Raw genomic sequence first — 25,677 nt, 5'->3', positions numbered from 1 at the left:
GTCACGGGACGATCTTGACGTCGGGCAGCGGGACGATGAACTTGCCGCCCTTCTTGATGAAGTCGGAATTGCCCAGGAAGAAATCCAGGTAGTTCCAGGTCAGCAGCAAGGCGGTGTCGATGCCGCTGGCCAGGAAGGAATCGTCGCCGACGATGGGGATATGGCTGCCCGGCGTCACCTTGCCGACCTTCAACGCGTTGTTTTCCGCCACCATTTCGATATCGGAAGGTCCCAGCTTCAGGTAGTTCAGCAAGGTGTTGCCCTTGGCCGGCGCGCCATAGGCGCCGACCCGGCCGCCCTTGGCCTTGACCTCTGCGATCAGGGCCAGGATGCGGTCGCGGATCCGTTCCACCCGGGCGGCGAAATCGCGGTACCGGGCCGGGTCGGTGATGCCCCAGGCCTGCTCGTCGGCGCGCATGGCGGTGATGCTGTCCTCGGTGGCGCGGGCAGATTCGGCCCGGCAGACGAACAGGCGCAGCGCCGGCCCCGAGGCGCCGACCTCGGTCCGCTCGACCCGAAAGGCGCGCAGGCCGACCTTGGCGAACAGATGATCCAGCGGGGTCAGCGCCAGATAGCACAGATGCTCGTGGTAGATGGTGTCGAAATACAGCCGCTCGACCATATCGACCAGATAGGGGAACTCGATGATGAAGACACCGTCATCGGCCAGCAGGGTCCGCACCCCGGCGGCGAACGAGGCGATGTCATCGACATGGGCAAAGACGTTGGTGGCGGTGATCAGGGCGGCGCGGCCATGGCTGGTGGCCAGGCGTTCGGCCAGGCCGGCCTCGAAGAACTGGTCGATGACCTCGAACCCGGCCTCGCGGGCGCACTTGCCGGCCGAGGACGGCTCGATGCCCAGCAGGCGGCAGCGCCCTTCCGGATAGCGGCGCAGCATGATGCCGTCATTGCAGCCGATATCGACGGCCAGCGCGCCGGCCGGCGGATCGAACCGGGCCAGCGCGCCGTCGATCAGCCCCTGATAATGTTGGCACAGCGCCCGCGACGTCGAGGACAGGTACAGGTACTCGTCGAAGATGTCCTCGGAATAGACGATGTGGACCAACTGCGACAGGCCGCAATCGGTGCACAGATGCATTTCCAGCGGAAAGGCCTGCTCGGCGGCGATGTCGGCCGGGGCCAGGAAGGAATTGGACGGCGGCTGCGCCCCCAGATCCAGGGTGCGGACCAAATGCGATCCGCCGCAGATGCGGCAGGTGGTCCGGACACGCATGCGCATGCTCATGGCGATCAATCCTTGCTGGCCGGCATCAAGCCGGCATTGTCCACATACCATTGGGCCAGCAGGGGCACGCCCTGGGCCAGCGAAACCTTGGGGGCATAGCCCAACCCCGCCAGCTTGGCGATGTCCGGGCAACGGCGCATGGTGCCGCCCGGCTGCAAGGTGCCGGGAACCAGCTCGACCGCGCGGCCGAAGAAGGCGCCGACCTGGCGGGCGACGTCGGCCACCGACACCTCGTCCATGGTGCCGATGTGATAGATGCTCATATGTTCGGCCTTGTCCATCATCAGGGCCAGCCCATCGACGAAATCGTCGATATAGACGAAGGACCGTGTTTCCTGGCCGCTGCCCTGGATCGGGAAGGTCACCGGTCGGCCGGCCGGGGTGGCGGCGTGGACATCCTTCATGCGCAGCACGAATTGCGGCAGTACGTGTTCCCAGCCCATGTCGGGGCCATAGACATTGTGCGGACGGAAGATGGTCATGCGCTCGAAATGCTTGCGACCGTAGTTCAGCGCCATCAATTCGCAGATGATCTTGCCGCCGCCATAGGAATAACGGGGATTCAAGGGATCGGGCACCACCAGCGGCACGGTCTCGGGGGTGGGGACCACCGGCGGGGTCTGATAGACCTCGGAACTGGACGCCAGCACGAAATCTCCGACCCCATGGGCGATGCAGGCATCGATGACATTGGTCATGCCCTTGACGCCGACATCCAGCACCAGATCGGGCTTGGTGTAGAAGAACTCGGTGCCGTTGACATAGGCCAGATGGGCGACGCAATCCATGCCCTTGACCGCGTCCGACACCTTGGCCAGATCGCGGATGTCGGCCTCGACCATCTCGTACTGGCCGTGAACGTCCTTCAGGCGACGGTCGGCGCCCCGGCTGTTGTTGTCGAGCACCCGGACGGTATGACCATCAGCCAGCAGACGCTTGACGATGCCCGCACCGATGAAGCCGGTGCCGCCGGTAACCAGGATTTTCTTGGCCACGAGGCGCTCCCCTTAATTCTGTCTGGAGTAAAGATCGAGACCGCCGCAGCTGGAGGTCCTTCGGTAGCGATCGAAATGCTGGCCATCCCATACCGGAGGGGCGCCGGCACCGATGGCGATGGTGGCGAAGGCGCCGTCGCGGATCAGTCCGCCGACGCCGTCGCGTTCGAAGCTCATGCCCAACTGGCGGTCTTCCCAATAGATGGTCGCCAGCACGAAGTACGGCCCTTCCAGGGCGAACCACGGCAGGCTGAGATGAACGTCGTTGATATAGAGCGGCCGGGCGACGTCCTTGATGCAAGCCGCCTGCAAGACATTGCGCCGATGGGATTCGGCCACCGAGGTCACCCCGGTTACTCCGGCCACCACCAGCAGGCAGGCCACGGCGTAAAGCGCGAAACCGGCCCCGACCAGACGGCGCATCCACGGCCCCGCTTCGACGCGGGCCAGGGTGACGGTCCCGGCGAAGACCATGAACACGACCATGACGAAGTAATAGTTTTCCGCCGCCGCCGTCTTCGCGCTGGCGGGAATCGACAGCACGGCCGAAACCCCCAGCCCGATCAGCGACAGCAGCAGGCGGTCGTCGCGCCAGGCGGCGCGCAACCCGCCCGGCAGCCGCGACAGGGCCAGCGGGATCAGGGCCACCATGGCCAGATAGGGGGTGGTCTTGACCAGCAAATTGCCGAGATTGCGCCCCAGTTGCCACCAGGCGAAGAACATCGTCTGTTTCTTCAAGAAGGCCATGTCGCGATAGGCCTGGCCACCGATCCAGCCGCTCAAGGCCACTACCGCCACCGGGATGGCCAGCGACAGCGCCGCCAGCCGCCATTGCCGGCGGGCCAGCAGGAACAGGAACAAGGCAGCGCCGACGAAGATGTTGGACTGCTTGAAGCTCCAGGCGGCGGCGGCGAACAGGGCGGCGGCGATGGTGGCCGCCATCGGCCGGTCCGGGTACCAACGCAGGAACACCAAAAGCGCGGCCACCGCCGACACCACCGCACCCAGCTCGCAGGTCACCGCGACGGCCCAATAGCCGATCAGCGGCCCGAAGAAGAAACACAGCGACAACGGCCAGGCCAGAGTGCGCCAGAAGACGTTGTCGGCGGCGGCCAATCGCAGCAGCCGCGCCAGCAGCGCCGAGCCGGCGGCGCACAGCGACAAGGTCGCCACCTTGGTCAAGGTCGGCAGCCACCAATCATTCAGCCCCAGAAGCTTCTGGCCCAGGCCGGCGAAGGTGCCGTAGAAGGCATAGAACAGCCAATTATAGTAGCTGGCGGCGAAGGGAATCCGGTAGGGGTCCTGATAGACCGCTTCGCCGTTGATGAATTTCCAGATGGCGAACAACGCCTCGAACTCGGCGCCGCTGGTGACGGCCTGCATCGGCTGGCGCAACGACAGGGCATCGCTGGCCCGCACGGCCATCAGCAACAGGGCACACGCCGCCGCCGTCCAGCCCATCCATGCCACCGTCGCGCCACGTGAACGCATCACTTGAATGCCTGCCCTTGATCCTTTGGTCGGCAGGACCCTACTCAGCGGCCCGATCAATTGCAACCGTGTTCGCCGCGCCCTCGGGCCGGCTCGCCATGGCCAGCAGTGCGGCGGCCAGCCACATCGACGCCTGCCACCAGCTTTGCCAGAAGCCATAGGATACGGTGGCGACGACGAAGGTCCCGACGAACGCCGCCAGGCCGGCGGCCCGCTCGACCCGACGCGCCGGATCGATCCGGGACAACACCCGCAGCACCGCCAACAGGAAGGCCGACAGCAAGGCTGCGCCGGGTAGTCCCAGTTCCAGCCAAACCTGCAGCACCGCGTTGTGCGGATGAAGCGGCAGCAGGGGCTCGCGCAGTCCGACGTTGGTGCGCGTGCCGTCGGCATCGTAGCGCCAGACCTGGATTTCCTCGTCGGCGCCGGGAATGCTCCGCGACGCCTCCATGCCCCATCCCCGGATCGGCTTTTCGGCGATGTGCTGGCCGGTGAACCCCCAGATGGTCATGCGGTGGTGCGACGACATCGGCAGCCACCGCCAGTTCTGGAAGGTATGGTGCGGATCCGGCATGCGTTGGGCGGCCAGCGGAATCGCCACCATCAGCGCGATCGTAGCCACGGCGACCGCACGCAACAGCCCGGGCGGCCGCAGCAGGGATGCCACCGCCGCCAGAATGGCCAGGGCGACCGCCAGCCGGGTCGACAGGCTGTCGCCCAGGAACAACCCGGCCAGCACCAGCGCCAAAGCCGCCACCCCCCAGCGGAACCGGTGGGAAAGCCCCAGGACGATGGCGGCCGGCGCGACCATGGCCACGATCACCGCACCCCGCCCCAGCGAGCTTCTGAGCAGCGAGATCGAGCCGTTCGCCAACGTCTGCCGAACATAGGTGACGCCGTTTCCGGTCAGATATTCGACGATCAGGACACACCCGGCCAGTATTACCGCCGCCAGCAGGGCCAGGCCGGTCCATCGGCGCCAGTGATCCTCGACGTCCAGGGCGGCGGCGACGGTCACCAGGCCGGCCAAGGTGGAAAGAGCCAGCTTGGCCGTCCCTCCCAGCGCCTCGCGCGGGTCGATGGCCCACAAGGTGCTGATCGCCCCCCAGACCACCAGCAGCGCGGGCAGGATCAATATCGCCCGCGGCAGGCGCCGCAACGCGCCGGTCCGCAAGACCAGCGGCACCGTCGCCAGCGCCAGCAAGGCCCCCAACGGGGCAATCCCCAGCGGAGCGGCTACCCCCAGGACGGGCATCAGAAAGGCCGCGGTGACGAAGCCATAGCCGGCCAAGCGCTGCGCCGTCATGGCCGGCGTCCCGGAACCGGCGCGATCCCTGCCGCCAGCACCGAGTCGCACATCACGGCGCCAACCCTGCGCGACCCCTGGGGCGTGGTGTGGACGACGTCCCACAGGTCGCCATCGGTGAATTCCAGCTTGGCCCCGACATCCAGGCAGCGCAGGCCGAGTTGGCCGCAGGTCTGCAAGGTGACGGCGTTGAAGGCGGCCAATTCGAAATAGTCGTCGAGATTGCCGCTGATCGTCTTGCCGGCCCGGCGATAGGAACCGCCGGCCTGGGTGGCGAAAACCGGTTCTGCGCCGAAGGCTCGAATGGTCTCGGCCAGAACCCGCAAGCGCTGCGCATAGGCCTCCAGCTCGGGCTTCTTTTGCATGGCGACCGCCTGTTGGCGCCGATCATGGTCGGCGGTGCCCACCATCACCTGCTGGGCCGACGCGTCACGCCACAGGCGATCGACCCGACGCGACTGCGTCTCGGCCCCTCCGGTCGCCGACAAAGCGTGATAGCCGGCCTTCCAGGCGGCGAAATTGCCGCGCGCGGTGGTCACCAATCCATACAGGGCGCTTTTCATCAGCAGGCGCTCGGCCCATGGCGGGCGGCCGGATTCGGTGTAGCGCTGGACGTCGTCCTCGATCACCCGGCCATCCAGGACCTTTTCGTTGATGCCCAGGTAAACCAGAACCACGGCCGGCCGCAAAGCCGGGACATGGCGGAACCAGATGTCGAAATCCAGAATGTGCCCCCGCGACGATTGCCCGGCCACCCCGGCATTGGCGATGGGCGTCGGCGCGCCGCGTTCGGCCAGGCAGGCCGACAACACATCGGTCCAGGTCTCGCCTTCCGACACGAAACGCTCGTCCGTCGTGCTGCCGCCCACCGCCAGGATCGCCACATCGGCGGGCGTCCCGTACTTGCCGCGAAACCCGAAGGAGTCGCGGCGATAGGACACCGTGTCCGCGCGGCCATATTTGTCGGCGGCGGACAATTGCCAGGTCACATCGCGGTAGATCGACAAACGCTGCAGGTCGGAATTGGCAGAATCGCCTAGCCAGCCGCCGAACACCAGCTCGGCCAGGATCAGCAGACCGGCCAGAAGGGCCAGATTCCATCCGACAAGTCTCAGAACCGCACCCATGCCAGAAATCCGCTCAGCCTCATCGGACTGTCTTAATGGTCCGCCCGCATCGTGGCAAGCCACCACACCACCGAGGCCAAGGCCGGGCCGACCCGGATCATCTCGCCCACGGCCTTCCACCAATGCCCTTGCTGGCGAAACGCGGCGGCCGCCTCGACATGAAGGATCACCGCGCGCGTCAATGCCGCCCGCCAACCGCCCGGCCGCGCCCGCATCGCCGGCAGGTGCCGCCGCAACACGGCATAGGAACAGTGCCGTCGCCGGGCGACATTGGCGGTGATGCCGCTGGGATTGACGTGATAGCGCATCAAGGCGCCCGGAAACACCCGAAAGCGCCCGATCCGGGCCAGCCGCAGCCACAGATCATGGTCCTGCGCCGCCCGCAGCGATGGTTCGAAGCCACCGGCATCCAGGACCGCCTGACGACGGGCGACCACGGTCGACGTGCCGACGAAGCCGCGAACCGACAAGGCCAGAAACGGGTCGCCGGCCTGGGCGAAATGGCGCGCGCAATCGCGCACCGACTGGCGGCCGTCGCACTCCTGCACCAGGACGTCATGGGATACGTAAAGGATTTCGGGATCGGCGAGAAGGTCCAGACTGACGCGAATCTTGTCTGGCAGCCATTCATCGTCGGCGTCCAGAAAGGCGACGAAGGTCGAGCTGGCGGCAACCAACGCCCGATTCCGCGCCGCCCCCGCCCCCTGGTTGGCCTGACGAACCACCACCAGCTCGGTCGCCCCCAGGCCCGGGCGACACGATTCGGCCATGTCGGCAGTGCCATCGACGGAACCGTCATCGACCACCACCACCTGCCGCGGCGGCAGGGTCTGGGCGGCGACGCTGGCCAGGGCGCGCGCGATGGTCTGGGCATTGTTGTAGGCCGGCATGACGACCGAAACGTCGGCAAGGCTCATGAGGCCAGAGCCTCCAGCCCCTGATCCGTCGGCGCCCCTTCGCCATGGACGCGAATGGTCAGTTCCAACATCAGCAGAGCGTACAGGCGATGGCCGTGGCGGCCGGGGTCGGCGCGCAGCCTGCGAATGCCGTCGGCGCTCCACCAGCCCCGCGCCAGGCAACGGGGCAGGGTCAGCACCCGCTCGGCCAGACCGCCCAACGGCCCCCGCATCCAAGCCGGCACCGGCGAGGCGAATCCCTGCTTGGGGGCGTTCAGCAGCTCGTCGGGCAGGAACGGCGCCGCCATCGCCCGCTCCAGGGCCTTCTGCCGGCCGCCGGGGGTGCGCAATTCGGGCGGGACCGCCAGGGCCGCCTCGACCAGCCGATGATCCAGGAAGGGAACGCGCCCCTCGACCGAGGCGGCCATGCTGGTGCGGTCCAGCAGCAGCAGCAGGTCCTCGGGAAGATAGGTATTCAGCTCGGCATAAAGGCCGGCGCTTTGCGCCGCTCCGGCGAAATCACCGAAATGCCGCGCCTGGGCCGGCACCGGCGACGGCAGGCGGCAGCCCAGCATCGCCTTGATCGGCGTGGGAAAGAAGGTCGAATGATCGTGCAGATAGCCGCCGCGATCATTGGCGAACTTCTCGGCCCGGGCCAGCCGCCACCGCGTCATCGGATCGACCAGACCGGCCAGCGGCTCGATGGCGCCGCGGCGCAGCCAGGCCGGCAATCCGAGATAGCGGGATTCGACCGGCAACCGAAAATACCGGCCGTAGCCGGCGAACAGCTCGTCACCGCCGGTGCCGTTCAGCGCCACCCGCACCTCTTGACCCAGGACCGCCTCGATCAACTGGTTGGGCAGCAGGCTGGCGTCGGCCAGCGGCTCGTCGCAGAACCATGCCAGGCGCGGCAAATGGTCGGCGATGTCGGCCATCGACAGGTCGAACAGGGTATGACGGGTGCCGTAGCGCTGCGCCACCAGGGCGGCCAGCGGGCTTTCGTCCACCATTGCCCCTTCGAAACGAACCGTGTAGGTGTTGAGCGGCCGATCCAGACGGCGGGCCGCCAGGGCCACCAGCAGGCCGGAATCGATTCCGCCCGACAGCAGCGCCCCCACCGGCACGTCGGATCGCAATTGCAGCCGGACCGCGTCATCCAGCAGGTCGGTCAGATGGCGCCGGACCCCTTCGCCGTCGCCGGGCAGACCGGCCGCCGCCTGCGCCATCCAATAACGCTGGATGTGGACGGTGCCGTCGGCTTCCGCGGTCAGCCGGTGGCCGGGCGGCAATTTCGCCACCCCCTTCCACAAAGTTGCCGGTGCCGGAACCCAACCATGCGCCAAGTACTGGGCGACGGCATCCTCGTCCACCTCGGGCCGGATCAGGCCGCTGGCGAACAGGGCCTTGACCTCCGAGGCGAACACCAGCGCGCCGGCGGCGGTGCGCGCCCAATAGACCGGCTTGATCCCCAGACGGTCGCGGACCAGGGTCAGGCGGTGCGGGTCGCGTTCGTAAAGGGCCAGCCCGTACATCCCGTTCAGCCGATGCGCGAAATCGGCGCCCAGGCGCGTCGCCAACGGCAGCACCACCTCCATGTCGCCATGGGTCCGCCACGGATAGCCCGCGCATTCGTCGCGCAGTTCCAGGTAATTGTAGATTTCGCCATTGCCCATCAGCACGCGCTCGCCGGTCCCTTCGACGATGGGCTGGTCGCCGGTGGCGAGGTCGATGATGGCCAGGCGGGCGAAGCCGCAGACATACCGGCGGTCGGGCGCGGTCCATTTGCCGACACCGTCGGGGCCGCGGTGACGCATCGCCGCCAGCATGGCCGGCATATCCGCATTGGGGGGTTCGACCGTCCGTGGGACGAACAGGCCGGCCATACCGCACATCAGACCGCCTCCAGAATAATCCGCCAGGACCAAGGCAAGGCCCGAACATCCTCGACGACGATCCGGGTCGCCGCCTCGCCCTGGCCATAGGCGATCCAGCGCGTCACCGGCCGCAGGAGCACGGCACCATCCACCACCAGCCGGACCGCCCCCCGAGGCGTCTCGATCACCGCGACATCGTCGTCGATGCGGACCGGCCAAGGCGTCGTCAGCGTCCGTGCCAGGCGGTGGCGCCCCCGTCCATCGATCCGGTCGTCGATGATGGCCGCCATATCGGTCACTGTCCAGTTCCGCTCGCATCGCCGGACGCCTTGGCGCCGGAACGCCCCGTGCACCAGGTCGATCCCGTCGGGCCGACGGCGCAGGACCGGCGGCTCCCCGCCTTCCCGGCGGCGGAAATCATCGCCGTAATAGGGACGATTGGCCGCCGTGGGATCGGCGCCGTCGATGGTCAGGCCGTTATGCACCGCCGCCGAACGATACAAGGCGGCCTCGCCGTCGTCGCCATAGGCGCCGCGGCCGGGATCGACGATCAGGGGCAGGCCCCGCCAGTGCAGCTCGAAGCCGCCCAGGTCATGGTGGCCGTGGCCGGGGATGAACGGCCAGCCCTGCGGCGCAGCATGCACCAGCAGCGCCCAGTCGCCCCGGTCGGCCCGGGCCCAGCCATCGGCGAGTGGATCACCCAGGGCCGGCCGCGCCAAGGCCGCCAGGTCCCGTCGTTCGTCATCGGTCAAGAGGGCCAGCCAGCCCCCCGTGCCGCCCGGCAGCAACCCGACCAGGAATGCCGGTGGGCAATCCGGCGAAATGTCGCCAACCAGCGGAAATCCCCCCGGCAGCGCGTAGATCGCCGCCGCCGTCAGCGCGCGCGCGGCGATGGCGGCCAGGGCCTCGCTTTCCGGACGGCCCGAGCGCCGCGCCGCCAGCCAGGCCGAGATATAGTTCCGGGCAAGCAACAAATGGTAATGGCTGGATTCCTCCCGCAGAAGACCCGAAGGGGTGAAGATGCGCCCGGCCTCGGCCAGCAGAATCTCGCCCCCCAGTTCTGCGCAGCGGTCCCAGCCCAGGGCACAGCCCAGCAGGAACAGGCCCCGGCCGTTATTGGACAAGTGGTTGCCGGTATAATGGTCGCCGGAATATTCCAGACGGGCTGCGATGGCCGGGCCATGGGCCGCCAGCACCGCGACGGTGTCGGCGACCGGCCCGGGCAGGCCGCCGCTCCGCCGGGCGAAATCCAGAAGGTTGATCAGGCGCTCGGCGGCGGTGTAGGGGTGCCAGTCCCAGCCGGGTCCCGGACTGCCGAACCGCGACCGCCATTCTTGCCACAAGGCGCACACCCAGGCGGGATCAAGGCCTTCGGCCTGCACTGGAAGCCAGGCGAAGCGGTGGACCGCCAGACGGGTCTCGATATCGGGAAAGTCCTGGTCGAACAAGGCGCCCGGCGCCTGCGGCGACAGGGTGACGCAGGCCCCTGGCAGGCTTAGGGTCAGCGGTGCCGTCGGCGGCATCGCCGGCAATTCGGCGAATGGCGCCAGCCGCGACGGCAGTGGCAGGGCGAGGTCGGCAAGATAGGGCGGGCGCCCTGGGACGAACCGCGCCGCCGCCGCCGCCCGGCCCACGGCCCGTTCCAGCAGATACCGCCGCAGGGCGGGATCGCCCACCAGTTGGCGGGCCTTGCGAACCAACGCCCCGATCATGACGGTTCTCCCACCCGGCATCGCCACTGCGCGCGATCGATTTCGGCGAAAATCCCGGCGGCGTCCAACGGCTCGGGCCTGGCGCAGGCGGCCAGACGGTCGGGCAATTCATCGGCGGTCGCCGCCGGCACCGCCAGCCCCGGCGGCAGGATATCGTTGGCCAGCAGGCCCTGCGGCAGGAAACGGATGGCCGGCAAGCCCGCCAGCAGGGCCTCGAGCCCCACGGAACTGCCGGCAAAGAGCACCACCCGCAAAGGGCCGGACCGGGACAACGGCCCCGGGCTGCGGTCCAGGCCGGGCTCGGGATGAAAGCCGACCGAGGTCATCGGATGCTCGCGCACCAGAAAGCGCCAGCCATGGGCCGTCGCCGCCCGAGCCGCCGCCAACATCTGCCTCGCCACCCCGATCTGGGCCGGAAGGGGCAGGAAGATCGCCCCGTCGGCCGCCCACGGCAACGGCGTGGGGGTGGGGAAGCGCCAGGCGCCGCCGATCCACAGGCGGTCCGCCGGCACCCCCCAGTCGACCAGCCGATCACGGCTGGCCGGGCCGGCGCAGGCGATGCTGTCGGGCAGGGCCGCCACGCCGTCCGGTAGGGAATGGATTGCGTAATTGCTTTCCAGGCTGCCGATGGTGGCATGCTGATAGCCCAGGGTCCGGATGGCACCGGCCCTGGCGTGGCGGACGAAAGCGCGTTCCCAGGCATGGTTTTCCCACGGCCAAGCCACCAGAACCGGCCGCGCCGCCGCCAGGAAGCGCCGCTGACAATGGATTTGCCAGGCGATCATCGCCGGCGTGCCGGTGGCGCCCTCGTGGGCGGCGGCGCGACGGACCAGCCAGGTCAGCGGCCCCGACACCTGCGGGCGCCACCGGCGAAACACCAGGGCCAGGGCGGCAGCCATCGAGCCCCAGCCATGCAGTCCGACCCCCAGTTCGGCGGCGCGGGAAGGCGGGCAATCGACGTGCAGAATTCGTTGTACTTCAGGAACAATTTCGGCCAGCTGGCCGAAATAGGCGTCGAACCCGTCGGGCCGGCTGGCCGGATGGCCATAGACCAGCATCGCCGGCCGCCCAGGGGGAACGGCGCAGGCGGCCCCGCGCCCCCGCCAAGCCGCCCGCGCCATGCGGACCGCCACCCGCGCCCGTGCCAGCCAGCCGCGCAGCCCCAGACGCAGCGCGGTTCCGGCCAGAGACGGTGCCGCCCCGGCCGTCACCCCCGGCAAGGTCGCCAGATGGCGAAACAGCCAAGGATCGTCGCACAGGCACAAAACGCGATCGCCACCGGCCGCCCAGCCGCCGACCAGGCGAGACCAGGCCAGCATCAGCCCGAGATCGGATACATTGCCGCCGGCGGTGCAGGCGTGGGACAGAATTGCCGATGGCTGGCGGCCCAGTTCGGCGGCCAGCCGCCACCATTCCGGCAAGACGGCATCATAGGCCTCGGCCAGGGCGCGAGCCGTCGGCTTGCCGCCGGGAAGGTCGGCATTGCAGCCGGCGACGGCGCACCACTCGTCCCAACCGCTTGGGGGAATGTCCCCGGTATGGTGCAAAAGGACCGGCATCAGCGACCGTAGAGGCAGGTGGCTGGCGTCAGGGCCAGAATCAGGGTGCGGGTCTCGGCCGAGCCCAGGCCCGGCAGCGCCCGCGAAAAGACCCAGCGCCAGCTCACTTCGGCCTCGCGGCGGGCGCAGCCTTTGGCGGTCAGGTCGGCGGTCAGCTGCTGCCAGGCCGAAACCGGCCGGCCGTCGGCGGGAACCTCCTCGCCGGCGATATGGGTGATCCCCAGGCTGCGCATCTGGCTCCACCGCGCGGCGGGGTCGGCGCCCGAGCGGCGCATGTCGATGCGAGCCTGTAAGATCTCGCTGGCGATGTAATAGGGCACGTTCAGGTGATAGGACAATTGACGTTCCGACAACATCACCTTGTCGTCGCGCCCCAGATGCCCGTTCAGCCAGCGGGCCAGGGGATAGCCGGCGACGGCCCGCTCCAGAAAGTCCTCGCGGCTTTCGACGCTGACCAGATGGCGCAGATAGGCGGCGGCGAACACCCCCTGGCCGGCCATTTGAACCAGCACCAGCAGGGCCAGGCCCGCCACCATGGGGCGTTTGACCCCCAGCCAGCCGGCGCCGCGCTCGGCCGCCACCATCGCCCCCAGGGCCAGCAGCGGCAGGACCGGCACGAGGTGGCGGATGCGCTGCGACGACGCCGTCATGATCCACGCCAGATAGAACAGCAAGGCGATGGCGACCATCGGCGTCAGGGGGCTGGTCGTCAGCCGGTCGCGGTGACGGATCAGGCCGGCCACGGCAAAGGGGGCCAGGATCAGCAACAGGGGTCCGGGACCGGACCGGCCTGCCTCCCACATCGCCGGGCCCCACCCCAGAATCGCCCGAACCGGATAAGCGAGCGCCAGGCCGATGCCGGGCGTCTCGGGATTTTCCGCGGGGAAGAACAACGAGCGGAAGATGTCGTGATGCGCGGCGCTCCACAGCGGACCGTCGGCCAGCCCCAGGGCGCCGAACGCCATCGGAAACACCGGGTCGCCGGTCTGGCTCCAGTTCCACAGATACCACTGGCCGCCGGCCAGGGCCGCCGCGACGCCATATCCCAGCACCGCCCGCGGCGCGAACCGCCTGCGGGCCAACAAAACCAGCCCGGTGGCTGCGATCAGCAGCAATCCCAGGGTCTTGCCGCCGGCATAGAACCCCGCCGCCAGGCCGGCCAGCAATTCCCATCGCCAGCCGGGCTCGCGCCAGGCGCGGGCCACCGCATAGGCGGCAAGCACGGCAAAGCCGGCCAGCCGGGTCTCGACCTGCCCGCCCGAGGCGCCGAACATCCAGGCCGGCATGCTCAGCAGGGCGGCGGCCAGAGCCAGGCACCAGGCGCGCGGCAGCCATCCCCCGGCCAGCACCGCCACCAGCGCCACCGGCATCAGCCCGGTCACCATGGCCCACAGGGTCAAGGCCCGCTCGCCCCCCAGGGCCAAGGCCGGCAGATAGGCCATCTGCACCAGAAGCTGGGTGACGCCATCGATGGCCCGAGGCACCAGGATCAGCCGCCCGTCGGCCAGGATCTGCCGGGGCCGGGCGAAATGATAGGCCAGCGTGTCGGCATCGGCCGGCGGCCCCAGCGCCACGACGACATAAAGGGCGACCACCACCAGCAGGACCAGCGCCAACAGCCGTTCCGGCGCCGTGAATGACACAACCCGAACCGGACGCGGCAGCGCCACCACACCCACCGACAGTCCAAGCAGTATCGAAATCAGGATCGCGGCGTGAAGCCAGCCCTGCCAGGCCAGGAAGAAGACCAGCCAGCCGACCAGCCCCAATCCCAGCGGAAAGGCCAGGACGGCGGCCAGGGCGGCGGGCATCCCTGGAGTCAGACCCAAGAGCCGCAGCAGCAGGGCGCCGCCGCCGAAGCAGGCCGACAGGTTCAAAAGCAGGGCCGCCGGAACGCCGATCATCCGACCCCCAGTTTGGCCGCCAAGGGTGCCAACAGAGGCCGGAACTGCCAGAGATAGGCCGCCAGGCCGACGACGACCCACAGCCAGGCCGCGACCGCCAGCCCCTTAGCGCCCATCCAGCGCCTCCAGGACCTGGCGTCCGTCATAGATCGCGACATAGGGATCGGACGTCACCGGCTGCAACTTGGCCAGTATATCGGCCAGATGCGTTCCCAGGCGGTCGGCGGTCAGGTCGAACGGCTGCATCTCGGGTGCGCCCGAGACGGTGCGGCGGTATTCGGCGGCGCGGGTGACGATGATCCACCGATAGCCGCCCTGGCGAAAGCGTTGCACGAATTCGTCGCGCGACATCGGTGGCGGCTTTCCCGTGGTCAGCCACGACTTTTCCTCGTCGGGAAACAGCCGCAACTGCGCCGAGGCTTGCGGGCAATAATAGCTGTGCGGGGTCATCAGCGACAGATAGCGCTCCCCCGGCTTCAGGTTGGCGTGCAGCCAGCGACAGGGCGCATAGAAGGCCCCGGTCAAGGTCGGCGTCTTCAGGTGATAGTCGGCGGCGCTGACCACACCCACAGCCGGCGGCAGCCGCAGCGCGCCGTAGATGGCGACGAACGCCCCTTGCGCCACGACCAGCGGCAACACCGCCGCCACCAGCACGCCTCGCCACCAACCGCGCGCCACCCCCGCCACCATCGCCAGACCGATGGCCGAAAACGCCGCCAGCATCGGAATGATCGGCATCAGGAACCGGACCTGCTGCGACAGCAGGAAGAACCACAAGACGAAATAGACCGCGCACATCAGAACGACGGCGGCGCCCTGGCGCGGTCGCGCGACGGCCGCCAGCGGGGCCAAGGCCAGCAGGTAGGGCGCGCCCAGGACCATCCCGTCGAAATATTGCATCGGCGCGACCGACATGAACCAGGGCGCCAGCACCAGATCCACCAGCGACCGGCCGGTGCCGTACTGGTTTCGCAGATCGGCGAAATAATCCACCCCCCCGGGCGTGAACAGCTGATTGAACATCGGAAACAGCGGATTGCCGGTCAGACCGGCCATGTGCAGGGCATGCGGCACGAACAGCGCCACCCCGCACACCGCCCCAAGCGCAACCTGGCCCACCAGGGACGGGCGGCGAAGGATCGCCAGCAGCATCGGAACGCCCAGCGCCAAGGCCACCGCCCCGCCATGGAACTTGACCAGCAATCCGCCGCCCAGCATCAACCCGGCCAGCACCATCAAGCCCGGCCGGAAGTCCTGGCGCCACGCCAGAAACGCCACCAGCGCCAGGACGGCATAGGCGGTCAGCGCCACCTCGACCTCGGGCGTGGCCATTTCCCACACCATGACCCGGCAGGCCAGAACCATCAGCGCAGCCCCGATGGCCGCGCGACCGCCGCCGCCCATGCGCCGGGTCAGGGCGGCCGCGCCGATGGCGGCGACGAAGCCGAACAGGGCGGTGATCATCTGCACCGACGCCTCGCCAGCGGTGGCCAGGGTCAGGCGGATCAGGTTTCCGGTCAGTTCCGGGAAGAAGACATGCGGCAGGCCGCGATCCCATGCCGGCAGAACGCGGCCGCGCTCGAGATCGAGCTGGGGAACCGCCAGATGATACATCAGGCTGTCGTAATCGTTGGGGGGCGCCATCCCCTGCAGCAGCGCCGACAGGGCGGTCGCCAAGAGGGCTATCCACAAGGCCGCCAACAGCGGATCGTGCCGAGCGAACGCCACTTCCCGCCGGACCGCGTTCAGGCCCAGGCCCCATCCCATCATCCGCCAGCCGGGCAGCGCCAGTGCCGCAGCCGCGGCCGACAGGCCCCACATCGACACGGCGTCATAGCGCCACGAGGCCAGGGCGAACACGCCGAAATATAGCGGCAGCACGCCCAAGAGAAACGCCGCGCCCAGCCGCTCGGCGCCGGTCAAGGCGTCCCGGCGGTCGAGCCCGATCACCAGGGGCCAGCCCAATCCCAGGCAGACCAGGGCAAAAGCCAGGATATGAACGGTCGCCATCATGGTCACGGCCCGAACAGGAAACGGCCGAAAACGCCGATCTTTTCACGGTAATAGCCGACGCTGTACGCAAAGTACGCCCCCTGGACAGCGATGATCCACACCACCGCCAGCGGCACCACCCATCGCGACGGCACCTTCATCGCGTCCTCACCACGCGTCATAGCGGTTGGCGACCGACAGGTCGCGGCATAACAAGACGCCCCAGAATCCCTCGAAATCCAGCGCCCGCCATATCGGCCGCAGCGCCACCAAGGGCGAGCGCACCGGATATTGCCGGTAAAGCCGGGTCAGCACCGGCCGCCAGCCGGCCAACCGCGCCAGCAGCAGCCAGTCATCCGGGCGAAGCTCGAAGATATGCAGTTCCTCGGCGGTCCAGCGAGCGGCCATGCGGTCGTCGGACATGCGCAAATCGGCGCCGCCGAAACGACTGTCGCGCCGCCACGGCACCGTCATCAGCAAATGGTCGGCGCTGCCGCTTTCGGCCAGGCGATGCAGAAAGCGCAAGGGATCGGTCAGGTGCTCGACCATCTCGAAGGTCATGAACAGATCCGGGCGGATTCCGGCCAGGTCCATCTCCTCGGCCCGGCACAAGATGGCGTCGCCGCCCTTGGCGGTAACCTTGTCCACAGCCACCGGGTCCAGGTTGACCGACACCACCCGCGCCACCGCGTCTTTCGGCGCCAAGGCCTGCAGATAGCGGGCATGGTTGCCCGACGAATCGCCGATGTCGGCCAGGACCAGGCCGGGCCGCCCCAGATGCCGGACCGCATCCAGCATCAGGCTGACCTGCCAGGCATGCAGGCCCCGCATCTTGATCTTCCAGTAGCGCTGGTATTCCTGGGGATCGAAGCCGCCGGTATATTGATCGGCAATGTCGGGGATAACCGCCTCGAGCCGCTGATAGACATCCGCAAGCCCCTGTTCCGCCACGGCGGCCCGAACGCTGGCGGCCGACAGCCGCTGATAGAGGGCCCGGGTATCCAGTCCGACGGCTTTAGCCAGTCCGATCACATTCATCGCTGCGCACACCACACGTTGGCCATGACCTTGTCCACCGGCGTCTCCGCCGCCCCCGAAACCGGATGATAATAGCCGTAATGGCTGAGACGCGAGACCCCGTCGCAGGACCGGCGGACCACCGCCAGCGCCTCGGCGGCATTGACGATAACATAAGGCAGCCGCACGGCGGCACCGGCCTCGTCGCCGCCGAAATCCATCCGAAACGACGATACCGCCTTGTCCTCGATGGTCGGGCCTTCATGTTCGCGCAGATCCATCAGCAAGGTGCCGGCAGTGTGCGCCCAAGCCTGGGCGATGGTGTCGCGCCAGCTTTCGTGCAGATGCAAGATGCCCAGCACCAGCACCAGATCGAACTGGCGCCCGGCGATGGCAGACCAGTCGGACTCGCCCACATGGTGGAACTCGGCCTGGGGGTGGCGGGTCTTGGCCTTGGCGATCATCTCGGCGCTGATGTCGATGCCGGTATAGCGGAAATCCTTCAGGTTCTCGGCCATCACGCCAGCGAAGCCGCCTTGCGCGCAGCCGACATCCAGAACGCTGATGCCGTCTTTCAGCAGGTCCTTCAGGAAGAACCATTCCGAGGCATAGACCTGGGCGCTGGTGGCCCGCTCGTGGTCGAAAAAATCGACTACGTGTCCCCAGGCCCGGGCGTTGTGTTCGCCGCCACTCATCCGCCCTGTCCCACGAAATCCAGCGGGTCGCGGGCATTGTCCAGCCCGGCGATGGCGGCGCGGCCCATGGCCAGCACCGCCTCTTCCGCCGAGCCGCCGATATGGGGCAGGGCCAGCATGTTGGGGTGACGCAGAAGGTCGAAGTCCACCGGCGGTTCCTCGGCGAAGACGTCGAAGGCGGCCCCGGCCAGATGGCCGTCGGCCAGCATCGCCTTGATCGCGGCCTCGTCCACCAGACCGCCGCGGGCCATGTTGATCAAGATCGAGCCCCGGCGCATCAGACCCAGCTTGTCGGCCGGCAGGATGTTTCGGGTCGAGCCGTCCAGCGGCAGATGCAGCGTCACGATGTCGGCTTCGGCCAGCAGGGCGTCCAGCCCCATCTTCTCGATGCCATGGGTGGCGTAGAAATCGGCGAAATCCTGGATGTCGTGCGCCAGCACCCGGCAGCCGAACGCCTTCAGCAGCACCGCCAGGTCCTTGCCGACATGGCCGCAGCCGACGATGCCGACACTGCGCTGGGATAATTGCCGTCCCATCAATTGCCGCCAGCCGCCGTCACGCACCAGGGCGTTGCCCTGGGGGACATGGCGCAACAGGGCGATGGCCGCCGAAATCACCAGCTCCGACACCGAGCGCTTGTTGACACCGCCGGTCCAGCCCAGCTTCTTGCCCATTCGGCCGAGTGCCGCCAGGTCTATCATGTCCAGCCCGACGCCGTACTTGCCGACAACCTTCAATTCCGGCAGGCGGACCAGAATCGCCTCATCCAGCTTTTCCAGGGCGGTGATCGCCTTGTCGTGCTCAGCCAGAAACTCGATCAGGGCCTCGCCAGCCAGCGACACACCGGCATCGTTGAACGTAACGTGTTCGTAACGTTCCAGCAGCTCGGCCCGCAGGATCGGGTGGCGCGAGAAGGATCGCGAGGCGACGGCAACTCGGGTGGTGGTGTCACGGGTCATGCGGGCGCACCTTGTCCAGGAATTCGGCGCACAAGCGGCGGAAGGGCTCGTCGATGATGTGGATGGCCCGCGCCACCTGACCATCGGGTCCAGGCAGGATCAAGGTGGCCGAGCCCTGGCCGACATTCTTCTTGTCCTTGGCGAGTGCGGCCAGGAAGCGGTCCAGCGGCACCGGCACCGATTGATAGCCGGCATAGTTGCGGGCCAGGACCGGCCGCGCCTGGCACCAATATTCCTTGGCTCCCGATCCCAGGCGCCAGCTCATCCAGCCGGCCATGTCCAGGCCGATGGTGACGGCGATGCCGTGCGGCACGGCGAAGTCGGTGGCCGCCTCGATGGCGTGGCCGAAGGAATGGCCCAGGTTGAAGACCAGGCGCGGGCCGGTATCGAACTCGTCCTTCTCGATATAGCCTTGCTTGATCTCCAGTGCGCGGCGGATGGTGGCTTCCATCACCGTGGGCTGGGTCCACAGGGAATCGTAGGATTGGGCGATGGCGGCGAAATCGGCGGGGCCGGCGATCATGTGGACCTTCAGCATCTCGCCGATGCCGGACCGGATCTCGCGCGGGTCAAGTGTGGCGAGGAAGCGGGTGGACAGGAAGATGTCCCGGGGCGGCGTGAAGGTGCCCAGGATGTTCTTGGCGTCGCCGCAATTGATCGAGGATTTCGAGCCGATGCAGGAATCGCACTGGGCCAGCAAGGTGGTGGGGTAGAAGCGCCAATCGACGCCGCGCAGCATGGTCGCCGACAGGAAACAGGTGATGTCTTGCAAGATGCCGCCGCCGATGGCCACCAGCACATGGTCGCGGCGCAGACCGTTCGCCACCAGATGCTCGACATAGGCGGGAAAGCGTTCCAGCGACTTGGCCGCCTCGGTCGCCTCGATCAGCAGGACGCTTCGGCTCGCCAGCACATGGCCCATCCGGTCGCGGTAAAGCTCGGCCACCCGGGCATCCACCAGGAAATGGGCGCCTTCGGGCACCGACGCGTTCAGTCGCGCCAACGCATCGACATCGAAATGAACCCGGTAAGGCCCCTTGTGCGACTGGATGGTCAAGCCGTCAGACACGGGTGAACCCTCCGTCGATGGCGATGGTCTGGCCCGAGATGAAGGAATTGTCCGGCCCGGCCAGCCAGGCGACGAAGGCGGCGATCTCGTCCGGGCGGCCCAGGCGCCTGGCCGGGACCTGCGCCACCAATTCCTGGATGCCGGCCTCGCCCAGCACGCTGCGGGTCAGCTCGGTGTCGATGAAGCCGGGTGCGACGCCGTTGACCAGCACGCCGTCGGCCGCCACTTCGGCCGCCGCCGCCGCCGTCAGGCCATCCAGGGCGAACTTGGCGGCCGAATAGCTGCCGCGCCCGGCCTTCGAGACCACTCCCCAGATCGAGCCGACATTGACCACCCGGCCCCAGCCCTTGGCCCGCATGCCGGGCAGCACCGCCTGCATCAGGCGAAGCGGAGCGGTGACGTTGACCTGCTGGATGCGGGCGAAATCGGCGGGATCGATCTCGGCGAAGGGCTGGACCTTGTTGATGCCGGCATTGTTGACCAGGATATCGGCCCCCAGGCCGGCCAACTGGGTGGCGAAGCCTTCCAACTGGTCCGGATCGGCGAAGTCGGCGGCGAAATAATCGGCTCCCTGCGGCCCCTGCCCGCCTGGCCGGGTGCCGGTGACCAGCACGCGGGCGCCGTCGGCCAGAAGACGCGCGGCGATGGCGGCGCCGATGCCGCGCGTGCCGCCGGTGACCACCGCCAATTTGCCGGTCAAAGGAAGAATCATGCCGGTTTCTCCGCCACGATGTTCCAGGCAAAGCCGATATGGCGGCCCAGCGCCAGCTCGGTCTTGGTTTCCGACACGAAGGGGGCGCCATAGATCAAGACGCCGCCGGGATGGGCGGCCCGGCCCAGCCAGCCCAGCACCTTGCGCCGGATCTGGGTCAGGCGCGGGATGGCGAAATTATCCCATTGAAAGCTGCTTTTGCGATAGCGCCGCAGCGGGAACGCTGACAGCAGGCGGTCCAGTTCTGCAGCGGAATAAATCCGGGTGAACGGGTTCCTGGTCTGGCCGTGCTTGGGCTTGCCTTCGGTGACGCGGCCGACCCATTGGGCCTCGGGCCAGCGGAACATCTCGCCGCGCACCAGGCCCAAAGGGACGATGGTCCCCCAGAAGATGGCCGAATGGCGGGCATAGAGCATCAGCACCGCTCTTCCGCCCGGCTTCAGGACCCGAAACACCTCGGCGATGGTCTTGTCGGTGTCTTGGGAATGGTGCAGCACGCCGTTGGAATAGACGATGTCGAAGCTGGCATCCCTAAACGGCAGGTTCTCGGCGTCGGCGTTATAGGCGCGGCCCTCGCCGCCCGTGACCAGCCCCAACTTCAGCGCGGTCGAGATGGCCCGTTCCGGCGTGATGTCCACCGCCGTCACCGAGGCGCCATAGCGCTTGAACAGGCAGGAATGGGCGCCGCCGCCGGGGCCGATCTCCAGGACGCTCTTGCCGGCCAGCTCGGCCAGCGGCATCTCGACCACAGGCAGCATCTCGCGGACACGGAACAGGTCCTCGGTGTCGGTCAGCATGGCTTCCAGCCGCTCAGGGTTCAGCGAGCGGTCGGTCGGGCCGTAAAGCTGTTCGTACAAATCGCCCCACCAGGCGCGGATATCGTCCTTCAACCCGCCATGGGAAGCGGCGGCGAACAAGGCCGCCACCTGACGCTCGCGATCCAGCGGATGGCGCGCCCCGCACGACGAACAGACCAGGGCGTCGGAATCCACCGCCAGCGCCCCCGCCCGGCAGGCCGGGCAGCGCAAGGTGGTGGCGGCGTCCCTCGCCAGCAGGTCGGTCCAGCCGGTCAATAGCGGCCCCACAGCGGATCAGCCTGCATCGCGGCCTCGACGATGCCGATATCGTGCGGGCTGTCGACCGAATAGCTGGGCTGGAACGGATAGGGCGCGATGTGCTGGTGATGGCCGTAATCATAAAGCCGGTTGGAATCACAGGCTTCCTTGATCTCCAGCGGGCTGGGCGCCAGGCTGGTGAACAGTTTCAGGAAATCCCAGCGAAAGCCGAAGATGCCATAGATGCGCTTGGCCCCCAGCTCGGGCGAGAATTGTTTACAATGCGGAATGGGCTGGCGCGAGGTATAGAGCACCCGGCCCGACAGATCGTGGATGATCTTCAGGGCGTCGGGGTTCTTGAACTGCGCCTCGTCAATGATGTCCATGGCCAGCATGGTGCCGCGCACCTCGCCTGCGCGCTCTTCCATCGGCTTGATGGTGGCGGCGATCATATCGGGATGCATCATCGGCTCGTCGCCCTGGACATTCAGCACGATGTCGTCTTCGGCCACATCCACGCCGCACTTGGTGGCAGCCTCGGCGACCCGGTCCAGCGCCCTGGTGTGGGTGTCGGCGGTCATGATCACCGGATAGCCCTTGGATTCGCCGAACGCCTTGATTTCCTCGTCGCAGGTGCAGATGGCCAGGACATCCCAGCGCGGGAACAGCCGGGCGCGCTCGAACACATGCTCGATCATCGGGCGGCCGAAGATGGGAAACAACGGCTTGCCGGGGAAACGGCTGGCCGCCATGCGGGCGGGGATCAGGCCGATGATCTTGCTCATGACGGGCACTCCAGATTCCAGCGCGCCTTCCACTGGGGATCGGCGCAATAGATGCGATAGACCAGTTGCATGGTGGCCAGGGCGTCGGCCGACGAGCCGGCACTGATGGCCCCGCCGCGCAGCACCGCGTCGGCGAATTCGGCGATTTCGTCGGCCCAGCTGGGATCCCGGTTATAGCGGGTGGTCTGTTCCTTGGGGTCGCCCTGGTCGTCTTCGCCGGCCCACACCACCGACAGGGTCTCGGCGCCATAGGATTTCGACCCCGACAGGATGCCCGACAGGATCAAGGCCCCCTTGCGACAGGTAATTTCGAGATTGAAACGATGCCGCCATTGAGTGGCGGTCGAATGCAGCATGGCGACGCAGCCGGTTTCCGAGCGCATCAGCGCGTAGGCGTTGTCCTCGATGTCGTGGCCCCAGAAATCGTTCGAGACGATGCTGCTGACCTCGTGGAATTCACCGCCGAACAGCCGCATCAGATCGACCATGTGGATGCCCTGGTCGAGCAGGATGCCGCCGCCGGCCACGGCGCGCTGGGTGCGCCAGTCGGAATGCGCCCCGAAAGAGATGAATTGCGACTTGCCGTAGACGCCGCGCATGTTGAGCACATCGCCCATCTCGCCCGAGGCGACGATGGCCAGCGCGTCGCGCACCGAATCGTGATAGCGGTGGTTGAAGCCGTATTTCAGGCGAAGGTCGGGGTGACGGGCCTCGGCTTCGATGACCCGCTCGATGTCGGAAACGTCGCGGCCCGGCGGCTTCTCGCAAAAGACATGCAGCCCCTTGTCCAGGCCGGCGATGGTGACGTCGGCCGCCACCTCGTTGGTCAGGCAGACGAACAAGACGTCCAGGCTTTCATTGTCCAGCAACGCCTCGGGGGTGCGGTAATGGCGCACGCCGTCGGCCAGCCGGCCCTCGGACTCGAAGGTGCGGTCGCACACCGCGACCGTTTTCATATCGCAACGAAGGTCGATGAACTGGCGGCGGCGCTTGCCGACGACGCCGAAGCCGGCGATTCCGACGCGAAGGGGCGTGCTCATGCCGGGGTCCGATACAGATCGGCCAGGGCCTCGTCGGGCCGGCCCAGGCGCGTGGATTCGCCATCGGCATCGACCGCCACCCAGCCGCCGGCCTCGTCCGAGCGGTAGAAGGCGTTCAACAGCTTGATGGTGGAGAGGCAATCATCGCGGGTCACCGGATAGGGCCGGCCGGACTGGAAATCGGCGGCGATGTCGCGATACATCGCCTCGTGCCCGAAGCCGTAGACGCAGCGCGAGAAATCCTCAGACGCCTGGGTGCAGGCGGCGGGATCGGGGGTGAAGATCTGCAGCTCGTTGACGGCGATGCCGCCGATCTGGGCCAGGCCCTTCTCGCCGACGATGGACAGGGATGCCTCGAAATCGTCGGGTCGGGCCGCCGTGGTCACTTCCAGATTGCCGACGGCGCCGGTCGGATAGGTCAGGGTGGCGACCACGGCGTCTTCCACCTCGATCTCGGCACCCAGGGTGCGCATGGTGGCGTTGACCTTATCGACCTCGCCGCCCAGGTAACGCAGCAGATCGACATGGTGGATGCCCTGGTTGGTCAGGCAGCCGCCATCCTGGGCGAAGGTGCCGCGCCAGGGGGCCAGGTCGTAATAACGTTGCGGCCGGCACCAGCGGGTGCGCACCGACATGATGCGGATGGCGCCCAGTTCGCCGCTGACGATGGCCTGCTTGACCCGCTGGACCGCCAGGTTGTAGCGATTCTGGAACACCGGGAAGATGCGCACGCCGACACGATCTGCCAGATCGTAGGCGGCATTCAGCTGCGATGGCGTCATGAAGGTCGGCTTCTCGACGATGACGTGCTTGCCCCAGCGTTCCATCACCTCGGTGGCGTGTTCGGCATGCATGCCCGACGGCGTGATCACCGCCACCACCGAGATTTCCGGATGGGCGCGCAGCATGGCACGGTAGTCGATGTAATACGGCACGTTGAATTCTTCGCCATAGGCGCGGGCCTTGTCCGCCACCAGATCGCACACCGCCGACAGATGCACGCCACTGGTGGCGGCGATCGAGCGGCAATGGTGGCCGGCGATGCGGCCGCAGCCGATGACGGCGACGGCAAGGGTATTGGCGCTCATGGACGGTTTCCTTGGATTGCGGCGCGGATCAGGGCGATGACCGGGGCGAACAATTCGGGCGTGGCGGCGGAAAAACGGGAATAGCCGGCCAGGCACGGCTCGGCGAAATCCTTGCGATACATCACCCGACCGTCGAGGCGGGCATGGATGGCGGCGGCATGGGCGCCGAAGGCGACGTGACAGAAATTGCCGGCGCCCTTCAGGACCTTGAAGCCCAGGGTCTCCATCTCGGCCAGGAACAGGGCCTTGCCGGCCTCGAGGCGGGCGACCGAGGCCCGCATGGCATCGGCGTGGTCCAGCATGGCTTCGAAGGCGTGCACCGCCACGGCGCCGACCTCGTACATCGGACGGACCTTGTGCAGGATCTTGGCGACCTCGGGCGAGGCCACGCCATAGCCGATGCGGATGCCGGCCATGCCCCAGGCCTTGCCGGTCGAACGGCACACCACCAGGTGCGGGTAGCGCGCGATCGCCGGCACCACGCTGTCGGGATGAAAGGGGTGATAGGCCTCGTCCACCAGCATCAAGGCGCCGGCCTCGCCGGCCGCCGCGATGATGGACTCCAACTGCTCGGGCGGGACCACCGTACCGGTCGGGCTGTCGGGATTGGGCAGGCACACCAGCTTGGGGCCTTCGGTGCGGATGGCCGTCAGCAGCCGGTCGATGGCCAAGACCGGGCCGTCGGAGCCACGTTCGTACTCGATGCCGACGACACGGGCGCCGTACATGCGGCTGTAGACCGAATACATGGCGAAGGTCGGCACGGTGTGGATGACGGTGTCGCCGGGCTCGACATAGGCCTCGAACACCGAACGGATCACCCCGTCGGAACCGGCGGCCAGCATCAGGTTGCCCGGCTCGACCCCGGCCCAGGCGGCCAGCTTGGCGTAAAGCTGGGCCGATTCCGGATAGGTGCAATAGGCCTCGGCCGGCAGGGCGCGCATCACCTCGGCCACCACCCGGTTCAGCTCGGGGTCCCAGTTCTCGTTCTTGTCCAGCCACAGCCGCGCGGGATCGCGCGGGCTTCCGCGGGTCCAGTCGGGACGGGTCAGTGTCGGGTCGGCAACGGCGGTACGTGGCGCAGGCATCGAATGCGATCGGGTCATGGAGGCTCTTACCGGAGACGCCAAACCTTATCGGCTATTTCTCGGCCCA

At 67.7% G+C, this 25,677-nt stretch carries 22 protein-coding genes; all 22 read right to left on the bottom strand.

Features of this window, described 5'->3' with window-relative positions; all coding sequences use genetic code 11:
- Nucleotide 1 precedes the first annotated feature (1 nt).
- Entirely contained in the window at nt 2-1,246 is a 1,245-nt protein-coding gene (locus A6A05_RS05010; RefSeq protein ID WP_172822195.1) for a class I SAM-dependent methyltransferase, read from the bottom strand.
- A 5-nt stretch (nt 1,247-1,251) separates the two neighbouring features.
- Nucleotides 1,252-2,241, bottom strand: coding sequence for an NAD-dependent epimerase/dehydratase family protein (locus A6A05_RS05005; RefSeq protein WP_068498080.1), 990 nt, complete (start codon nt 2,239-2,241; stop codon nt 1,252-1,254).
- Between the two features lie 12 nt (nt 2,242-2,253).
- Entirely contained in the window at nt 2,254-3,732 is a 1,479-nt protein-coding gene (locus tag A6A05_RS05000; protein WP_156520911.1) for a hypothetical protein, read from the bottom strand.
- 40 nt (nt 3,733-3,772) lie between these two features.
- Complete coding sequence (locus tag A6A05_RS04995; RefSeq protein WP_068498076.1) at nt 3,773-5,038, bottom strand: O-antigen ligase family protein; 1,266 nt, start codon at nt 5,036-5,038, stop codon at nt 3,773-3,775.
- A complete protein-coding gene (locus A6A05_RS04990; protein ID WP_068498074.1) occupies nt 5,035-6,165 on the bottom strand; it encodes an SGNH/GDSL hydrolase family protein in 1,131 nt (376 codons plus the stop codon). The genes A6A05_RS04995 and A6A05_RS04990 overlap by 4 nt, the downstream gene beginning before the upstream one ends.
- 32 nt (nt 6,166-6,197) lie before the next feature.
- Entirely contained in the window at nt 6,198-7,082 is an 885-nt protein-coding gene (locus tag A6A05_RS04985; protein WP_068498072.1) for a glycosyltransferase family 2 protein, read from the bottom strand.
- A complete protein-coding gene (asnB, locus tag A6A05_RS04980; RefSeq protein ID WP_082910710.1) occupies nt 7,079-8,953 on the bottom strand; it encodes an asparagine synthase (glutamine-hydrolyzing) in 1,875 nt (624 codons plus the stop codon). The genes A6A05_RS04985 and asnB overlap by 4 nt, the downstream gene beginning before the upstream one ends.
- Entirely contained in the window at nt 8,953-10,647 is a 1,695-nt protein-coding gene (locus A6A05_RS04975) for a heparinase II/III family protein (protein WP_068498069.1), read from the bottom strand. The genes asnB and A6A05_RS04975 overlap by 1 nt, the downstream gene beginning before the upstream one ends.
- A complete protein-coding gene (locus tag A6A05_RS04970) occupies nt 10,644-12,206 on the bottom strand; it encodes a hypothetical protein (protein ID WP_068498067.1) in 1,563 nt (520 codons plus the stop codon). The genes A6A05_RS04975 and A6A05_RS04970 overlap by 4 nt, the downstream gene beginning before the upstream one ends.
- Nucleotides 12,206-14,110: a hypothetical protein gene (locus tag A6A05_RS04965; protein ID WP_068498065.1), complete on the bottom strand. Its 1,905-nt coding sequence runs from the start codon at nt 14,108-14,110 to the stop codon at nt 12,206-12,208. The genes A6A05_RS04970 and A6A05_RS04965 overlap by 1 nt, the downstream gene beginning before the upstream one ends.
- 105 nt (nt 14,111-14,215) lie before the next feature.
- A complete protein-coding gene (locus A6A05_RS04960; RefSeq protein WP_068498063.1) occupies nt 14,216-16,123 on the bottom strand; it encodes a glycosyltransferase family 39 protein in 1,908 nt (635 codons plus the stop codon).
- Nucleotides 16,124-16,125: 2 nt separating this feature from the next.
- Entirely contained in the window at nt 16,126-16,263 is a 138-nt protein-coding gene (locus A6A05_RS20680; protein WP_156520909.1) for a hypothetical protein, read from the bottom strand.
- Between the two features lie 7 nt (nt 16,264-16,270).
- Nucleotides 16,271-17,140, bottom strand: a complete 870-nt coding sequence (locus tag A6A05_RS04955; RefSeq protein WP_068498062.1) for a methyltransferase domain-containing protein — start codon at nt 17,138-17,140, stop codon at nt 16,271-16,273.
- On the bottom strand, nt 17,137-17,814 hold the full coding sequence (locus tag A6A05_RS04950) for a class I SAM-dependent methyltransferase (protein WP_068498060.1): 678 nt from the start codon (nt 17,812-17,814) through the stop codon (nt 17,137-17,139). Before A6A05_RS04950 ends, A6A05_RS04955 begins: the two co-directional genes overlap by 4 nt.
- A complete protein-coding gene (locus tag A6A05_RS04945; RefSeq protein WP_068498058.1) occupies nt 17,811-18,773 on the bottom strand; it encodes a phosphoglycerate dehydrogenase in 963 nt (320 codons plus the stop codon). Before A6A05_RS04945 ends, A6A05_RS04950 begins: the two co-directional genes overlap by 4 nt.
- Entirely contained in the window at nt 18,763-19,842 is a 1,080-nt protein-coding gene (locus A6A05_RS04940) for an AroB-related putative sugar phosphate phospholyase (cyclizing) (protein ID WP_245644195.1), read from the bottom strand. The genes A6A05_RS04945 and A6A05_RS04940 overlap by 11 nt, the downstream gene beginning before the upstream one ends.
- Nucleotides 19,835-20,554 carry an SDR family NAD(P)-dependent oxidoreductase gene (locus A6A05_RS04935; protein WP_068498054.1) on the bottom strand — a complete coding sequence of 240 codons (720 nt, stop codon included), beginning with the start codon at nt 20,552-20,554 and terminating at the stop codon, nt 19,835-19,837. Before A6A05_RS04935 ends, A6A05_RS04940 begins: the two co-directional genes overlap by 8 nt.
- The gene (locus tag A6A05_RS04930; protein ID WP_156520908.1) at nt 20,551-21,627 is read right to left on the bottom strand and encodes a class I SAM-dependent methyltransferase; all 1,077 of its coding nucleotides are present in this window, start codon (nt 21,625-21,627) and stop codon (nt 20,551-20,553) included. Before A6A05_RS04930 ends, A6A05_RS04935 begins: the two co-directional genes overlap by 4 nt.
- Entirely contained in the window at nt 21,624-22,394 is a 771-nt protein-coding gene (locus tag A6A05_RS04925) for a 3-deoxy-manno-octulosonate cytidylyltransferase (RefSeq protein WP_068498051.1), read from the bottom strand. Before A6A05_RS04925 ends, A6A05_RS04930 begins: the two co-directional genes overlap by 4 nt.
- Nucleotides 22,391-23,434: a Gfo/Idh/MocA family protein gene (locus A6A05_RS04920; RefSeq protein WP_068498049.1), complete on the bottom strand. Its 1,044-nt coding sequence runs from the start codon at nt 23,432-23,434 to the stop codon at nt 22,391-22,393. Before A6A05_RS04920 ends, A6A05_RS04925 begins: the two co-directional genes overlap by 4 nt.
- Nucleotides 23,431-24,522: a Gfo/Idh/MocA family protein gene (locus A6A05_RS04915; RefSeq protein WP_068498047.1), complete on the bottom strand. Its 1,092-nt coding sequence runs from the start codon at nt 24,520-24,522 to the stop codon at nt 23,431-23,433. The genes A6A05_RS04920 and A6A05_RS04915 overlap by 4 nt, the downstream gene beginning before the upstream one ends.
- The gene (locus A6A05_RS04910; protein WP_082910728.1) at nt 24,519-25,610 is read right to left on the bottom strand and encodes a pyridoxal phosphate-dependent aminotransferase; all 1,092 of its coding nucleotides are present in this window, start codon (nt 25,608-25,610) and stop codon (nt 24,519-24,521) included. The genes A6A05_RS04915 and A6A05_RS04910 overlap by 4 nt, the downstream gene beginning before the upstream one ends.
- Between the last annotated feature and the right edge of the window lie 67 nt (nt 25,611-25,677).

The sequence above is a fragment of the Magnetospirillum moscoviense genome (assembly GCF_001650635.1).
Classification (GTDB): Bacteria; Pseudomonadota; Alphaproteobacteria; order Rhodospirillales; family Magnetospirillaceae; genus Magnetospirillum; species Magnetospirillum moscoviense.
This window is presented reverse-complemented; position numbering and strand designations above follow the sequence as displayed.

Excerpts from the sequence above, each read along its gene's own strand:
- A6A05_RS04915 (WP_068498047.1), bottom strand. The coding sequence starts at position 24,522 with ATGAGCGCCAATACCCTTGCCGTCGCCGTCATCGGCTGCGGCCGCATC.
- A6A05_RS20680 (WP_156520909.1), bottom strand. The coding sequence starts at position 16,263 with ATGAAGGTGCCGTCGCGATGGGTGGTGCCGCTGGCGGTGGTGTGGATC.
- A6A05_RS05000 (WP_156520911.1), bottom strand. The coding sequence starts at position 3,732 with ATGCGTTCACGTGGCGCGACGGTGGCATGGATGGGCTGGACGGCGGCG.
- A6A05_RS04920 (WP_068498049.1), bottom strand. The coding sequence starts at position 23,434 with ATGAGCACGCCCCTTCGCGTCGGAATCGCCGGCTTCGGCGTCGTCGGC.
- A6A05_RS04975 (WP_068498069.1), bottom strand. The coding sequence starts at position 10,647 with ATGATCGGGGCGTTGGTTCGCAAGGCCCGCCAACTGGTGGGCGATCCC.
- A6A05_RS04910 (WP_082910728.1), bottom strand. The coding sequence starts at position 25,610 with ATGCCTGCGCCACGTACCGCCGTTGCCGACCCGACACTGACCCGTCCC.
- A6A05_RS04935 (WP_068498054.1), bottom strand. The coding sequence starts at position 20,554 with ATGATTCTTCCTTTGACCGGCAAATTGGCGGTGGTCACCGGCGGCACG.
- A6A05_RS04950 (WP_068498060.1), bottom strand. The coding sequence starts at position 17,814 with ATGAGTGGCGGCGAACACAACGCCCGGGCCTGGGGACACGTAGTCGAT.
- A6A05_RS04995 (WP_068498076.1), bottom strand. The coding sequence starts at position 5,038 with ATGACGGCGCAGCGCTTGGCCGGCTATGGCTTCGTCACCGCGGCCTTT.
- A6A05_RS04965 (WP_068498065.1), bottom strand. The coding sequence starts at position 14,110 with ATGATCGGCGTTCCGGCGGCCCTGCTTTTGAACCTGTCGGCCTGCTTC.
- A6A05_RS05010 (WP_172822195.1), bottom strand. The coding sequence starts at position 1,246 with ATGAGCATGCGCATGCGTGTCCGGACCACCTGCCGCATCTGCGGCGGA.
- A6A05_RS04985 (WP_068498072.1), bottom strand. The coding sequence starts at position 7,082 with ATGAGCCTTGCCGACGTTTCGGTCGTCATGCCGGCCTACAACAATGCC.
- A6A05_RS04990 (WP_068498074.1), bottom strand. The coding sequence starts at position 6,165 with ATGGGTGCGGTTCTGAGACTTGTCGGATGGAATCTGGCCCTTCTGGCC.
- A6A05_RS04955 (WP_068498062.1), bottom strand. The coding sequence starts at position 17,140 with ATGAATGTGATCGGACTGGCTAAAGCCGTCGGACTGGATACCCGGGCC.
- A6A05_RS04970 (WP_068498067.1), bottom strand. The coding sequence starts at position 12,206 with ATGCCGGTCCTTTTGCACCATACCGGGGACATTCCCCCAAGCGGTTGG.
- A6A05_RS04925 (WP_068498051.1), bottom strand. The coding sequence starts at position 22,394 with ATGAGCAAGATCATCGGCCTGATCCCCGCCCGCATGGCGGCCAGCCGT.
- A6A05_RS04945 (WP_068498058.1), bottom strand. The coding sequence starts at position 18,773 with ATGACCCGTGACACCACCACCCGAGTTGCCGTCGCCTCGCGATCCTTC.
- A6A05_RS04960 (WP_068498063.1), bottom strand. The coding sequence starts at position 16,123 with ATGATGGCGACCGTTCATATCCTGGCTTTTGCCCTGGTCTGCCTGGGA.
- asnB (WP_082910710.1), bottom strand. The coding sequence starts at position 8,953 with ATGTGCGGTATGGCCGGCCTGTTCGTCCCACGGACGGTCGAACCCCCC.